The sequence below is a fragment of the Micromonospora sp. NPDC005087 genome (genome assembly GCF_042872965.1).
Taxonomy (GTDB): domain Bacteria; phylum Actinomycetota; class Actinomycetes; order Mycobacteriales; family Micromonosporaceae; genus Micromonospora.
This window is the reverse complement of sequence record NZ_JBIALB010000028.1, coordinates 1-14,948: the sequence shown is the minus strand read 5'-3', so window position 1 is coordinate 14,948 and position 14,948 is coordinate 1. Positions and strand designations below refer to the sequence as shown.

Genomic DNA, 14,948 nt, shown 5'->3' with positions numbered 1-14,948 from the left:
CATCGGGCATCATCGAAAGTGGGAGTCGCCATGCCGCCCATCCGCATCACCTCCAGCACGCCGGACCGGCACGAGTTGGCGACCCTCCATGCGGGGCTCGGCCGGCTCCGCATCACCGTCGACCCCGACGAACAAGCGGCCGGGAATTTGGGCGACTCGACGCGCGCGGCCATCCGCGAGTTTCAACGGGCCGCCGGGCTGCCGGCATCCGGCGAGCTGACCAGCGAGACGCTGGATCGGCTCAACCGGGATCTCAGCCACCGGTACTTCACCGACAGCAAGACGCGGGCCGCGAAGATCCAGGATCTGCTCGCTCGCAGCGGGCACCAGATCGATCCCGCCGAGACGAAAAGCCGCCGCTTCGGCGACAGCACCCGTGCCGCGTACGCCGATTACCTTCGCGGCGCCGGCCTGGCCACCGACACGACCCTGAGCCCGGAGCTCGTCGATCGTCTGGAAGGCGACGCCCTCAAGGCCCGGCTGAGCACCAGGACCCAGGTGGGGCAGATCCACCGCACGCTGCTGTCGGCCATCCGGATCGGCAAACTGGAGCTGCGGATCGACCCCGTCGAGTTGCGGGAGAAGCGGCTCGGCGAAACCAGCAAGGCGGCGATCGTCGCCTTCCAGCGCAAATACCGCCTGCGGCCGACCGGGGAGCTCGACCCGCTGACCCTTCGCCGGATGGAGACGGTCGCCACGAGCCGCCCCAAGCCGGTCGCGAAGCTGACGGTCGAGGTGGCCGACGATCTGACCCCGGTGACCCGCAACCTGCGGCTCAACATGACCAACAAGCACGTCGGCAAGCTCCAGAAGTCGCTCGCCTTCCTGGGTCTGCCGATCGACGAGAAGGAGTTCAAGACCGCCACGTTCGGCGCCTCCACCCGTACGGCGGTGATCGCCTTCCAGAAGAGCAACCAGATCCCGGTCACCGGACACGTCGAAGGCGAGACACTCCGCCGGCTGAACGCCAAGATCGCCGGCGCCAACCCGCAGGCGGTCTCCGAGGCGTTGCCGGCCCGGATCCGCGGCTCCGTGCGCGACGAGCTCTGGCGGGGCCGCGCCGGCCTGCGGGTCCAGCTGTGGGAGAAGCTGATCCGGGGCACCGGGGCCCTGCTCGGAGAGCGTCCGACGACCAGCTCCGGCTTCTACGACATCCCCTACACGCCGCCGCTCGACCCCGCGACGAAGCAGTGGAAGCTGCCGTACCACGTACTGGTGAAGGTGGTCGACCGCGCCAACGCGGTGCTGGACCAGAAGGTCTTGTTCAACCCGACCACCATCGCCTGGGTCAACTTCGTGGAGGGTGGCCAGCCGTACCGTGGCACCTCGGAGTTCGAGCAGCGCCTGACCGCAGTGACGGCCGCGGCCCACCCGGTCGGCTTGCTCAACCTCGAGGAGACCGACTCCGTTCAGGACATCACGCACGTCTCCGTCAACACCGGCCTCGGCGTCAACGACGTGATGCGCATGGTCGTCGCGGCCCGGGTCGCGGCCGAGATCGACACCCCGCCGGTCGATACGGCAGCCGTCTACGCCTTCATCCGGCAGAACCTGCCGCCGTCGCTTCCCAGCGACCTGCTGCAGAGCACCCAGCAGTGGACGCTCGTGGACCAGGTCGTCGAACGCGTCGCGAACGGGCTGGTCTTCCTCGACCCCGCCCTGCAGCTGGAGGCGTTCGACAACGCGGTGCGCGAAAACTACATCCCGATCAGCATCGGAACCGGCCGGGACGGCATCCTGGCCGCGCTTGCCGCCGCCCGCGAAACGTACGTGCTGGAAAAGCCGATCCTCATCGGTGACGGCAACCTCAAGACGCTGCTCGACGCGTCCTCGATCGACCCCGCGCGCTACCCGGCCGTGGCGGACGCCTTCCTCACCCACAAGACCCTCGGCGCCGACTTCTTCGCCGACGCCCGGAGCCGGCCGGCCGACTTCGGTGGCCTGCCCGCGATCGACGACCTCGAGACGACCGTCAGCCTCGGCGAGGTCACTAAGAACTTCAGCACGATGGCCGGCCGGCTGAAGGCGATCATCGACGACCCCGCCGACAACCGTGCGAACTCGCCGCGCGACTTCGCCAAGCTCGGCCACGCCGAGTGGGTGCAGCTCATCACGGACGGCGGCGGAGCCGTGCCGCCCGGCACCGACGGCACGAACGCCGCCGAGAAGGTCGCCAACTACGCCGCCACACTGGCCGCTCAGACCGAACGCCTCTATCCCACGGTCGCGTTCGTCGCCGAGGCCGGCCGAGGGGTCAACACGCAGCTGACCCACCTCGCCGAAGTCCAGCAGTTCGTCGACGCCGAGCCGGACTTCGACCTGCGTACCAGTCGGATCGACGCCTACGCCGCGACCCACCATGTCGCCGTCGATGACGCGGTGAGCGGCGAGCTGAAGGTGCTCCAGCGGGTGCGGCGCATCGCCCCGGACGCGAGCCTCGGCCGGGTCCTGCTGGACCAGGGCATCCACAGCGCTCTCCAGGTGCTGAACATGGGCAAGGAACGGATCGTCACGACCCTGGCCCCCGCGGGCATCGACGAGCGGACGGCGCTGACCGTTTACGGCGTAGCCGAGTTCCAGTACGGCCAGGCCGTCAATCGCCTCGTCGCGTACCGCACCGAGCTCAACCGCACCACGCCGAAGGCCATCGTCGCCCACACCTACACGGCGGCGGAGCTCGAGGAGTTCTCGGGCGGCGTGCCCAACCTGGAGACCCTGTTCGGCTCCATGGATGTCTGCGACTGCCCGGACTGCCTCTCCGTCCTCGGTCCACCGGCATATCTCGCCGACATGTTGCGGTTCCTGGAGGAGCAGCCTTCCCAGATCGCCGGCGAGACGGTCCGCAAACAGCTCTTCAAGCGACGGCCCGACCTGGGAAACCTGAGGCTCAACTGCGACAACACCACGATCGCGCTCCCGTACATCGACCTGGTCAACGAGGTGCTGGAGGCGTTGGTGCCGCCGGGCGACCCGGCCATCGGGCACCAGACCACCCGCACGCAAGAAGAATTGCGCGCGTTCCCCGAGAACGAGGACAAGGCCGTCTACGACAAGCTGGCGGGAGCCGACTTCCCGATGCACAGCGCCTTCAACCTCTGGCAGGAAGAGGCGCGCGTCTTTCTCGACCACCTGGGTCTCCCCCGCCACGAGCTGATGAGGCGGTTCCAGGCCGCCGCCGGCCCCAAGCCGACCGACGTGAGCATCGCCGGCGAGAGCCTCGGGATCTCCACGCGCGAGACCGATCTCATCACCACGGCCCGGGCGACCGACGCGGACCAGAAGCTCTATTGGGGACTGACCGCCATCCCGGCCACGATCCCGGTCGCCGACTTCCTGGAACGCGCCAAGATCACGTACCCGGAACTGCTGCGCTTGTGTGACGTGGAGTTCGTGAACCCGGCCGGCGGCGGACACTCTGTGATCGAACGGCCCGCGAGCACCTACAGCCTCCGGGAGCAGCGGCTGACCAACCTCACCACGGCGAAGCTGGACAAGCTGCACCGGTTCCTGCGGCTGTGGCGGCACACGCCCTGGCAGATGTCGGAGCTCGACCTGCTGATCCGGGCCGCGAAGATCGGCAACAAGAACCTCGACGGCGACACCCTCGTGCGCCTGTCGCGCGTCCGCGAACTTCAGTCACGGCTGCGCATCAACGCCGAGACCGTGCTCGCGATGTACGGCGAACTGCCGACCCGAGACCGCAAAGTGCCCGAGGAACAGCAGAAGGTGATCCGGTCCGCGTACAGCCGGCTCTTCCGAAATCCGACGATCACCAACCCGGTCGACGCCGCGTTCGACCTGCCGATCGCCGCCGGCCCGCTGCTCGCCGACCATCGCCCGGCCCTGGTCGCCGCGCTCGGCGTCAGCGACGTCGACCTCACTCCCCTGCTGGGGCGCACCGACGGAGCGCTCACCGTCGCGAACCTCTCGACCCTGGTCGGGTACGCCGCCCTGGCGTCCGGGCTCGGCATGCGCGCGCCGGACCTGGTCACCATGCTCAAGCTGGTCGGCATCGACGATCCCTTCGCGACGGTGGCCGGAACCCTCGACGCGATCTCGGAAGCTGAAGCGATTGCCGCCGGTGGCGTCTCCGTCGAGGCGTTGGACCACCTGCTCAACGCGCGGCCGGAGTCGGCCTACGGCCTGCGCGACGAGGTCATCGCCGAGCAGATCGCAGCGGTACGCGAAAGCCTGCGCAGCAACCCGGCCGCCGATCCGCGAGGCCAGGTGATCGCGGGAGTCGCCGCCGCCCTCGCACTCACCGACGGGCAGGCGGCTGTGCTGCTGGACGGCCTCGTCGACGACGCCGGCCCGATCATCGGCCGGTTCCTCGATCCGGACCTGACCGTCTCCGCGCCTCTCCTGCGCAGCTATCGCCGGCTGCACAAGGCTGGCATTCTGCTCACCCTGCACGGCATGAGCGACCCGGCCGAGATCACCTGGTTCCTGTCCAACGGCGCGGCCGTCGGTGCTCTCAGCCCGGCCGACCTGCCCGTCGACACCGCACCCGCGACATCGCTGTACGAGCGCTGGCTCGCCCTGCACCGCTTGCTCCGGTTCCGGGACGAACACGCCGCCCCGGAGGGAACCTCGCTGACCGCCGTCCTCGACCTGGCCCGCAACCAGGCTTCGGCCGGTTCCGCCGTGCTGGACGAGCTCTGCGCCCTGACCGGCTGGGACCGCGAGGACCTGGCGGACCTGCACACCGGGCTCGGCTTCACGCACGGCCTCACGTCCTCGTACCGCTCCGTCGAGACGTACCGGCGGCTCGCGGAATGCTTCCAAGCCCTCCGCCGCGTCGGCGTGCCGGCCACCCAACTGCTGGCCTGGGCCGATCGCGACACCGCGAACGCGCAGTTCACCACCGCCCGACAGGTCTGTCAGGCCACGAAGGCCCACTACACCACCAGGGCCTGGCTCACCGTGGCCACGCCACTCGTCGACGGCCTGCGGGAGAAGAAGCGCGACGCGCTCACCGCGTGGTTGGTCGAGAACTCGCTGCGCACCGCCGCTCCGGCGATCACCGTCGACGGCAGGCAGTGGCCCAACCCGATGCGCTGGAAGGATGCCGACGACCTGCTCGCCTGGGTGCTGATTGACGTGCAGATGAGCTCGTGCCAGCTCACGTCGCGGACGAAGCAGGCGATCGGCTCGACCCAGATGTTCGTCCAGCGCTGCTTCCTCAATCTGGAGCAGGCGTTCGTCCAGGTTTCCCGGGCCGCCCTCGCCGACACCGTCTCGCTCGACAGCTGGAAGCAGTGGCGGTGGATGAAGAACTACCGGGTCTGGGAGGCCAACCGGAAGGTCTTCCTCTACCCGGAGAACTGGATCGAGCCGGAGCTTCGCGATGACAAGTCACCGTTCTTCACCGAGCTGGAGAACGAACTGTTGCAGGCGGACATCACCGACGCCGCGGCCGAAGCGGCGCTGCGGCACTATCTGGAGAAGGTCCACGAGGTGGCCCGGCTAGAGGTCACCGGCGTCTACTACGAGGTCGACGACGACAATCCCTACGACAACCTGCCGCCGAACATCAACCGGCTGCACGTGCTCGGGCGGACCAAGGCCGACCCAGCCGTCTATTTTTACCGCCAATACGACCTCAACTACGGCACCTGGTCACCCTGGGAGCGCATCGATGTCGAGATCGGCGGCGACCACGCCATTCCGGTGGTCTACAACCGCGATCTGTACGTCTTCTGGCTGGTGTTCACGGAGAAGCCGCAGAAGCCGCGCAAGCAGCCGGCCGCCAAGCCCAGTGACACACCGCAGAACACTCCCGACCCGTCCACCCAGCTCGAACTCCAGCTCGCCTGGACCACGCACAAGGACGACGGCTGGACGGCCAAGAAACTGTCCCGCGAGAGGCTTCTTCACCCGTGGCAGCGGCCGCTGCACTCCTACAATCTCCGGCCGCGCTACCGCTCGCAGGAGAACATGCTCTGGCTGGACATCTTCATCTCCACGTCGGTCGAGTTCAACGGCACACGGTTCACCGACGCCTACACCGGCCAGAAGCAGCGCCTCACGGCCACCGTCTACGACGAAGCCGGTCGCCCCTGGCACTCGTCGTCCTTCCTCTTCAACGGAAACGTGGCCGGCACGCGCATGAAGGGCCTCAGCGGCCAGTACCACCTTAAAGACGCGAACGGCAACGTCTCCGACAACCTCACGGCGACCGATTCGCACACCTGGGTCAGCACCACGTTCGGCGCGCAGGGCGCCGCGATCGGCCGGGCAGCCGGTGGCCGCGAGACCATGCCGCGCACGATCCTCCCGGCCGGGATGCACTTCGAGAACACCCGGCTACGCAACAACACCCGAGTGTCGAACCCGAACGTGCTCAACGTCCTGGAGGGTACGGGCAGCATCGCGCTCCTGCGCGGCGCCCGGGCACCGTTCGATCTCGTCTTCTCCCAGCACGGCCTGCAATTCGACGAGGCAGTCCGGTTCCCTCCGCCGATGATCTATCAGGATCCGCAGCGTTCATTCCTGATCAAGCCGTACTGGCGCACCGTCCTGATGGGATACAACAAGACGCTGCAACGGCTGCAGTACGAGTTCACGCCCTTCTACCACCCGTACTCGGCGATCTTCCTGCGGGAGCTGCAGCGCTCCGGACTCGACGGGCTGCTCAACCGCCGGATTCAGGTCTCGCCGCAGTCGTATCACCCCGGCAACGGCTACCGATTCACCGAATACGCCCCGGCCACACCCGCGCAGGCGCGGCCGGCGGCGGCGAGCGACGTGGTCGACTTCGACCTCGGCGGTGCCTACAGCGTCTACAACTGGGAGATCTTCTTCCACGCTCCGCTGATGGCGGCCGTCAAGCTGACCCAGAACCAGCGATTCGAAGAGGCCATGCGCTGGTTTCACTTCATCTTCGACCCCACCAGCACGGACGGAGTCGATTCGCCCCAGCGTTTCTGGATCACCCGGCCCTTCTACGAGCAGAACGACGAGCAGTACCGGCGGCAGCGGATCGAGGAGCTGCTCAAAGACATCGGCGCCAACCTCGACCAGCTGCGGGCGTGGAAGAACAACCCGTTCAAGCCACACCTGATCGCCCGCTATCGCCCAGTCGCGTATCAGAAGACCGTGGTCATGCGGTACATCGACAACCTCATCGCCTGGGGTGACCAGCTGTTCCGCCGGGACACGATCGAGTCCATCAACGAGGCCACGACCCTGTACCTGCTGGCCTGGGAGATTCTCGGCCCGCGCCCGGTCACCGTTCCCGACGTGACCCGCTCCGACAAGTCGTACAACGAGCTCACCGCCGAGGGCGCGCTCGACCCGTTCGGCAACCAGAAGATCGAGATCCTGATGGAGAACTTCGCCGACTCGCCGGTCCAGGTGATCCGCACCGACGAAGGCGCCGAGACGATGCCCGTACTCGAGATCTCCTATTTCGGCATCCCGCAGAACAACGACCTGCTCGGCTATTGGGATCTGGTCGCCGACCGGCTCTGGAAGATCCGCAACTGCATGAACATCCGCGGCATCGTGCGGCAGCTTCCGCTCTTCGAGCCGCCGATCGACCCGGCCGTGCTCGTCCAGGCCGCGGCGGCCGGTGTCGACCTCGACACCGTGCTGGGCGGCGGCGGAGCGCCGTCCAGCCAATACCGCTCCCGAGTCCTGATCCAGAAGGCACTGGAGTACACACAGGACGTCCACTCCCTCGGCGAGCGCCTGCTCGCGGCCATCGAGAAAGGCGACGCCGAGGCGCTGGACCTGATCAGGGCGTCGAACGAGGTGCGGCTGCTGGATGCCGGCCTCGACATCAAGCGGCTGCAGGTGAAGGAGGCAGAGCAAAACCAGGTGGCGCTCGAGCGCAGCCGGGAGACGGCCGAGGGCCGGATCGAATACTACGGCTCTCGCGACTACATCAACCTCTGGGAGGGCACCGCGCTGACCCTCAGCGGTATCTCCACACTGGCCCAAACTGCCATTGCCCTCGGGTATGCCCTGGCCGGCGGCCTCGCGTTCATCCCCAAGTTCACCATCGGGGCATCCGGCTTCGGCGGCTCACCGGTCGCGGCCGCCGACATCCCCGACGGCATCAAGTTCTCCAAAGCCGCCGAATGCGCCGTCTCCACCATCTCCGCGATCGCCGGCGCCGCCGACAAGTGGGCGAGCATGGCGACCACGATGGGCGGGTACCAGCGCCGCGCCGAGGAGTGGGAGTTCCAGAAGGGCCAGGCAGGTCTCGAGGTCAACCAGTTGCTGGCCCAGATCGAAGCCGCCAAGGTGCGGGTCGCCATCGCCGAGACCGACCTCGCCGGCCAGGAGACGCAGATCGAGCAGGCGCGCGGAATCGAGGACTATCTGCGTACGAAGTACACCAACCGCCAGCTCTACGACTGGATGCTGCGGCAGGTCAGCACGGTGTATTTCCAGGGCTACCAGCTCGCCTTCGACATGGCGAAGCGCGCCGAGCAGGCGATGCGCTATGAGTTCGGCGACGACACGTTCTCTTTCGTCCAATTCGGATACTGGGACGGCTTGAAGAAGGGTCTGCTCGCCGGTGAACGGCTGACCAACGACCTGCGCCGCATGGAAGCGGCATGGCTCGAGCGGAACACCCGTACGTTCGAGATCAGCAAGAACGTCTCGCTCGCGCAGGTCGACCCACTCGCCCTCCTCACCCTGAAGACGACCGGCACCTGCCACGTGAAGCTGCCCGAATGGCTGTACGACCTCGACTATCCCGGCCATCTCCGGCGGCGCATCACGTCCGTCTCGATCAGCGTCCCGTGCGTCGTCGGCCCGTACACCAGCGTCAACTGCACCCTGTCGCTGACCAACAACGGGGTCCGGGTGAAGGACGGCACCGCGGGCGGTTACGGCGACCCACTGGCACCGGCGGACGACCGGTTCGCGACCCACGCGGTGCCGACCACGTCGATCGCCACGAGTCACGCGCAGAACGACAGCGGCATGTTCGAGTTGAGCTTCAACGACGACAGGTTCCTGCCGTTCGAGGGAGCCGGCGCGGTTAGTGAGTGGACGATCGACCTGCCACCCGAGCACAACCAGTTCGACTTCAACACGATCTCGGATGTCATCCTGCACGTGCGGTACAAGGCCGAACCGGGCAGCACCGGCCTCGTCGACGCGGCCCGGACCAACTTGGCCACGGTCGTCCCGAAGTCGGGGATGCGGCTGTTCGTCCTGAACCGAGAGTTCGCCGGCGAATGGCAACGGTTCCTGTCGCCGCAGCCCGGCAAAGACCAGGAACTGGTTGTCATGCTGGAGCGAAAGCACCTGCCGTTCCGAGCCCGCGGTGCGCGCGGCGTCAAGATCACGCGACTCGATCTGATCGTCGACAGCGCTCACCCGGACAACTACGACGTGAGCGTCGACTTCGCCGGGCCCGCCCCTGCCGCTACGCACCTGATGTCCCGGCTGGGAGGACCCACCGAGGCACACCACCTGATCGTCGATCCGGTGGCCCCGCCACAAGACATCCTCGGACCGCTGACCATCAAGATCCGGCGAACCGGCGTGCCGAACTTCCACTCACTACCGGCCGACGACCTGACGGAGGCATACCTGGTCGTCGCCTTCACGACATCATGACGCGGCCGTCGGCGCCGGTGCTGACGACGTTGGTCGACGTCATCGTCAGCCACTGCGACCCGGACGAGATCATCCTGTTCGGTTCGTGGGCCAAGGGCACCACGCACCGGCACAGTGACATCGACATCCTGGTGATCGGCCCATTCACGACCTCGTCCTGGATCCGTGACCGGGAGCTCAACGAGGCGCTGCGCGCCTTTCCGATCACGATCGACCTGCACATGCTCACGCCACGAGAAATGGAGATCGGATCGGCCAAGCCACACACCTATCTCCACACTCTTCTCGAGACCAGCCAGCGCGTCTACTTGCGTGGGGGTGATGGTGGAGCTTAGACTGTCTTCACTCGAAGGTACTTAAAGTTGAAGTATTGCGTGCGGAATAGTCCAAAGCAGGAAAAGCATCATCACAAAAAGACCATCGAGTCATTTGTAAAGGCCCACGGCTGAACAGCACGGGGGCCTTTATCTTTGGCGGGTTTTCTTCCGGCAGAGTCGGCGGCTCGTCAGGCAGAGGCCATGCCGTCCAGGCGGTCGAGCAACACCCCGTCCCCTGACTGCTCCGCGTGTCGATGCAGGTCGTACCACCCGGGAGCGGCAACCTCCAACTGCCTCGCGATATCGGCCAGACGTGCTCCGCCTCGACGCTGTACCTGCCGAGAATGTCATCCGGGCAGGTGATGTTCCCCGACTCCACGAAACCCGGGGAACATCAAACTCTCCACCAAACCCGGGGCTTGACACCACACGGCGGCCCCGGCGACGTGGACACGCTTATCGAGGAGGCCATGGTCCTCGATCCGAACCTGGCCCGTCGGCAGGGTCTACTGCTGGTCGGACACGAAGGACGGCTCAGCGACCTCGCCACCGAACTCACCGGAACGCGGATCAGACCCCTCCGCCACGGCGAAGCCGTGTGCATCCGGGGCGACTGTCTCGCTGACCTGGTGCAGACCGCAACCTGCGCTTCCACCGATACGACCTCGCCCCGCCCACCACGAACATCAACGACCTGCTCAACGAACTTGACCAGGACCCTACGGGCATCTTCTGGGGTTGACAGCTGGCCTAACCGCGCGACCAGCGGCTACTTATCTACTGGTGGTACGACCGCAACCCGGCCAGGCTTGGTCGAGGTGATCGGCAGGGTCGCTCTCTCAGCGGCTGCCCACCGCTGTTTGACTCACAGTTGCGTTGTGGGATCGACGGACGCGTTGAACCTGGGTCGGATCCGAGCTCAGATCGCCGGGGCGAGGCCGGCGAACGGGTTGGCCGGGCCGCACAAAACTCAGCGGGCCGAACCGGGTTTCCGAGCGCTACAAGGTACACGTCGTGGCAGACCCACTCGGATGCCGCCAGCTTCGAGGAGGGCTTGAACCTCCGAGCACGCGGAGGCGATCGTGGTCCAATCGGCGTGATCTGATCAGCGGATCGTGAAACCGCCGTCCACCACCAGGTCGGCACCGTTGATCATGTCGGCGGCGTCGGAGGCGAGGAATACGGCCGTCGCGGCGATCTCCTCCGGGAAGGCGAACCGTCCGGTGGGAATCTCGGCCTTGTGCGCGTCGCCCTTGGGCCCCGCCCAGGCCTTGCGGCCGAGGTCGGTGAGCACCACGGTCGGGCTGATGGTGTTGGCGGTGACGCCCCGGCCGGCCCACTCCGACGCGAGCACCTTGGTGAGGCCGACCAGCCCGAACTTGGACGCGCAGTAGGCGGCGTGCTCCAGCAGCGCGACACTGGCGGCCTGCGAGGCCAGGTTGATCACCTTGCCACGCCCCTGCCCGAGCATGACCCGGCCAACGGCCTGGGAGAGCACGAACGCACCGGTGAGGTTGACGGCGAGCGTCGTGTTCCACGAGGACAGGCTCAGCTCCTCAGCCGGCGCCAGCAGTGCCACGCCGGCGCTGTTCACCAAGATGTCGATTTGCCCGTACCGCTCCGCGATCTGGGCCACCACGTCCGCGACCGACGCCTCGTCGGTGACGTCGCACTTGAAGGCCGCGCTACTGGCGCCCAGCTTGGCGACGCGCTCGTCGTCGGACGGAACGGCGAGATCGAGAACGACAACGGACGCGCCCTTGGCGGCGTACGCCTCGGCAATGGCCGCGCCGATGCCGGAGGCGCCGCCGGTGATGACCGCGACCTTGCCATCGAGGCCGAAATTCAGATCAACCCAGGTCACGACGTCACTCCTTCGGCTGTGCTGGGGACTCGTAGTCGTTGATGGCGGCAACCTTGGCGGCGGAGGCCGACTGGGGGTCGAACCGGTAGTCCAGCCATTCCTTGGCAAGGCGGCGCGCGAGCTCCAGGCCGACCACGCGCTCGCCGAAGCACAGGACCTGTGCGTCGTTGCTCAGCACGGAGCGCTCGACCGAGTAGCTGTCGTGCGCGGTCACGGCCCGGATGCCGGAGATCTTGTTGGCGCTGATCGCCACGCCGAGGCCCGTGCCGCAGATGAGTAGGGCCCGGTCGGCCTTGCCCTCGGTGATGAGGTGGGCGGCCGCGACGGCGATGTGCGGGTAGTAGGTGTGCTCGTCGAGGTCGATGCCGACGTCGATCACCTCGCTGACCCGGTCGTCGGCCTTGAGGTCCCGGCTCAGGGCCTCCTTGTACCGGACTCCCGCGTCGTCGCTGCCGACGACGATACGGAGCTTGGTCTCTGCCACTGACTGTCCTTTCATCGTGAGTTGACGCGAGTGTCGGCCAGCACACCGCCGACCACCCGCAGGCACAGGGCCATCGACACGGCGCCGGCGTCGGGCGTACCGACGCTCTTCTCGGCCAGCGGCCGGGCCCGGCCCACCTGGGGGCGCAGTTGCGCCGTGGCCTGTGCGGCCTCCTCCGACGCCTGGGCGGCGCCAGTCCACGCTGCGCTCAGCGGCTCGCCGGCCGCGGCGGACGCGGCCAGGCTGTCGGCGAACGGCAGCAGAGCGTCCAACATCGTCTTGTCGCCGGGTTTCGCGCCGCCGAGGGCGGTCAGGGCGCCGTAGCTCGCGCGGACACCCTCAACGACCGCGGTCGCGTCCGGCTTCGCCGATCCGGCCTCCGAGCGCGGCCAGCGCCGCGCCCCACAGAACGCCGGAGGTGCCGCCGGCCCGGGCCGCCCAGGCCTCGCCGGCGGCGACCAGGACACGACCCGGCCCGTTCCCGGCGGCCTGCGACTTTCGCGCCGCGTCCACGGCGGCGGCCGTTCCACGTACCATCCCTCGGCCGTGGTCGCCGTCGCCGGCGACGGCGTCGATCCGGCCGAGCTCCTCCTCTTTGTCCGCGACTGCGGCCGCCATCGCGGACAGGGCCGCGACGACGATGTCGGCCGCGGCGCGGGTGGCGTCATCGGCGACACCCTGCGCGATGGTGCCCTGCTCGGCCTCGGTCACCGTCCGTCGATCGCGCACGGAATCCGGCGACAAGACACCTTTGCGGTACGCCGGAGTGTCGGCGGGTGCGTGCCAGAGCCGCTCCAACTCCTCCGCTAGCCGTGTCAGATGTTGAAGCGGAACTGAGAGCGGCTGCCCCACCACCAGCGGGAACGGCCCGCGACGCCTGCTCACACGGCGTCTCCGGCTGTCACGGTTCCTCGCTGGTTGACGACGTTTCACGGCGTCTTGTGAGGCGATCGCCCGCCACCTGGACATCAGTGTCCGGACCCTGCGCCGTCGCATCGGTGATCTGCAAGCCCGGCTAGGGGCAGGCGGCCGTTTCCAGGCGGGGGTGCAAGCGGCCCGCCGCGGCTGGACCTGATCGGCTTCGTCAACGGGCCAGGTCAAGTGGGCCGGCAGCCGCGTCGACCTCCAGCCGAATGGGGACCGGCCTGGGTCGTGGGCGCGATCGGCGTGGCGTTGCCCGCGTTGACGCACCTCGCGGCGAAGATTAGCCGCGCTACGCCCGGCACGCCGACGACATCGACTCCGAAGTCCTGGCCGGATTTCTGCAATCTCTGCGTAGAGCGGATCTCGCCCTACCCCGGCTATGGCTGCGGCTGTGCTGGGCGGCCTGGCGCGCCGGAGCCGCGGTCGTCAAGGCCGACGACGGCGAGGAACTGCCGCTGGACCTGTCCACCGGGTCGCGCTCACCAAGGATGCCCTACGGGCACCCGGACCTGCTGCTCGGCCGGGCAGCCGCCGCCGGCCTGATCACGGCCGAGGCCGCTGAGCTGATCAGCGCCACCCGGTTCGGCGACGCGCTGATCGAGCACCTGGCTGCAGAGGAGGGCGTGACCGCGCCAGTCCTGCGGATGCGCCGCCGCCGCGCCGAACGCGTCGTGGCCGCCGCCGTCACGCAGGGCGACCTGTCCGGCCCGATCCCCCCGTCCGGCCGCTGCGAAGCCGCCATGGGGGCCCGACAACACCACCCGCTCGGCAACAGGCCGAGTACATACCGGTAACGCTGCGACAGATCAAGATCCACTTTCGGCGCATTCATTGCATCTACTCGGGCACTGCTCTCGCTACCAAGCCGACCACTCCAGCCGGCGAGACCTGATCCCCGCTCCTCCATGGCAAGCGCGCGGATCGCGGCAGAAGCGGATGCGCCACGCGCCTCTTGTCGGGCGGGGCTAGGTTCGGCTCAGGTCTGTTGGAGAAATTGCATGAGCTGCGCGGTGAGTTCGGCCGGCTGTTCCTCGAAGATCCAGTGGCCAGAGTCCTCGATGACGCCACCAGTTACCGTCGTGGCGTACTGCGCGACCTGGGTAGGTACCGCTTCCCCGAGGCTGGCTCGGGCGCCGAGTGCGAGAACCGGCATGGTCAGCTTCGTCTTGCCGTACTCAGCGTTGTCGGCGACATCTCGGGGCAGTGCTCGGAAGTAGTCGAAGCTGGCCCGCAGGTGAGCGTCGTCTTGCAGGTACCGGGCGTACTCGCGGACATCGTCATCGCCGATGCCGGTCTTCTGGACTTCCATCGAATCGGTGAACCGATCCACCCAAAGGGCCTCGCGACCGTCCACGATCTGTTCCGGCAGGCCGTTTGGGAGGCTGAAGAAGCCGAAGTTCCAGAAACCCGGTCCCTTCGGGGTCAGTGACGGGACCTGGTACAGGCTCTGGTCAGGGATAGGCGCTTCCGTGAGCACGAGCTTGTTCACGTGATCGCGGTGAGCGGCGGCATACGCGTACGCGACCATGGTCCCAATGTCGTGTCCGACGATGCTGACGTCGCCATCAAGGCCGAGTTGGGTGAGCAGGCCGTACACGTCGCCGGCGAGGGTCTTCTTGTCGTAGCCTCCTGCCGGGGCGTCGCTACCGCCGGCTCCCCGAAGGTCAGGCGCGATGACCGTGTAGTGACGTGATCTCAACAAGAATCCGGTAGGTATCGGTATTCGAAGTGGATGAGGTGGAGAGCAGCGCGGACGATGTCGCCGATCTGCCGTGGG

The 14,948-nt window shown here is 67.5% G+C and carries 7 protein-coding genes and 1 pseudogene; 4 read left to right on the top strand and 4 right to left on the bottom strand.

Features of this window, described 5'->3' with window-relative positions; all coding sequences use genetic code 11:
- Window positions 1-30 precede the first annotated feature (30 nt).
- The 3 genes from ACFYPS_RS33480 to ACFYPS_RS33470 all read left to right on the top strand — a co-directional run bounded on the left by ACFYPS_RS33480 (window position 31) and on the right by ACFYPS_RS33470 (window position 10,641).
- Window positions 31-9,582 carry a neuraminidase-like domain-containing protein gene (locus ACFYPS_RS33480; protein ID WP_387330037.1) on the top strand — a complete coding sequence of 3,184 codons (9,552 nt, stop codon included), beginning with the start codon at window positions 31-33 and terminating at the stop codon, window positions 9,580-9,582.
- On the top strand, window positions 9,579-9,917 hold the full coding sequence (locus ACFYPS_RS33475; protein ID WP_354968321.1) for a nucleotidyltransferase domain-containing protein: 339 nt from the start codon (window positions 9,579-9,581) through the stop codon (window positions 9,915-9,917). Before ACFYPS_RS33480 ends, ACFYPS_RS33475 begins: the two co-directional genes overlap by 4 nt.
- A 625-nt stretch (window positions 9,918-10,542) precedes the next feature.
- Window positions 10,543-10,641, top strand: a complete 99-nt coding sequence (locus ACFYPS_RS33470; protein ID WP_387330080.1) for a DUF3024 domain-containing protein — start codon at window positions 10,543-10,545, stop codon at window positions 10,639-10,641.
- Between the two features lie 363 nt (window positions 10,642-11,004).
- Here the strand turns inward: ACFYPS_RS33470 and ACFYPS_RS33465 are convergent, their stop codons facing one another.
- From ACFYPS_RS33465 to ACFYPS_RS33455, 3 genes and pseudogenes are all read right to left on the bottom strand, one after another.
- Window positions 11,005-11,763 (bottom strand): GolD/DthD family dehydrogenase, encoded by a 759-nt coding sequence (locus ACFYPS_RS33465; RefSeq protein WP_387330034.1) that lies wholly within the window; start codon window positions 11,761-11,763, stop codon window positions 11,005-11,007.
- Window positions 11,764-11,767: 4 nt separating this feature from the next.
- Entirely contained in the window at window positions 11,768-12,247 is a 480-nt protein-coding gene (locus tag ACFYPS_RS33460; RefSeq protein WP_387330031.1) for a ribose-5-phosphate isomerase, read from the bottom strand.
- 11 nt (window positions 12,248-12,258) lie between these two features.
- Window positions 12,259-12,784, bottom strand: a pseudogene (locus ACFYPS_RS33455) (DAK2 domain-containing protein).
- 875 nt (window positions 12,785-13,659) lie between these two features.
- Here ACFYPS_RS33455 and ACFYPS_RS33450 point away from each other — a divergent pair.
- Window positions 13,660-13,965: a hypothetical protein gene (locus tag ACFYPS_RS33450; protein WP_387330028.1), complete on the top strand. Its 306-nt coding sequence runs from the start codon at window positions 13,660-13,662 to the stop codon at window positions 13,963-13,965.
- 182 nt (window positions 13,966-14,147) lie between these two features.
- Here the strand turns inward: ACFYPS_RS33450 and ACFYPS_RS33445 are convergent, their stop codons facing one another.
- On the bottom strand, window positions 14,148-14,870 hold the full coding sequence (locus ACFYPS_RS33445) for an alpha/beta fold hydrolase (RefSeq protein WP_387330025.1): 723 nt from the start codon (window positions 14,868-14,870) through the stop codon (window positions 14,148-14,150).
- Window positions 14,871-14,948: the final 78 nt, after the last annotated feature.

What these genes read in the sequence shown, in the direction of transcription:
- ACFYPS_RS33480 (WP_387330037.1), top strand. Translation starts at nt 31, where the DNA reads ATGCCGCCCATCCGCATCACCTCCAGCACGCCGGACCGGCACGAGTTG.
- ACFYPS_RS33475 (WP_354968321.1), top strand. Translation starts at nt 9,579, where the DNA reads ATGACGCGGCCGTCGGCGCCGGTGCTGACGACGTTGGTCGACGTCATC.
- ACFYPS_RS33450 (WP_387330028.1), top strand. Translation starts at nt 13,660, where the DNA reads ATGCCCTACGGGCACCCGGACCTGCTGCTCGGCCGGGCAGCCGCCGCC.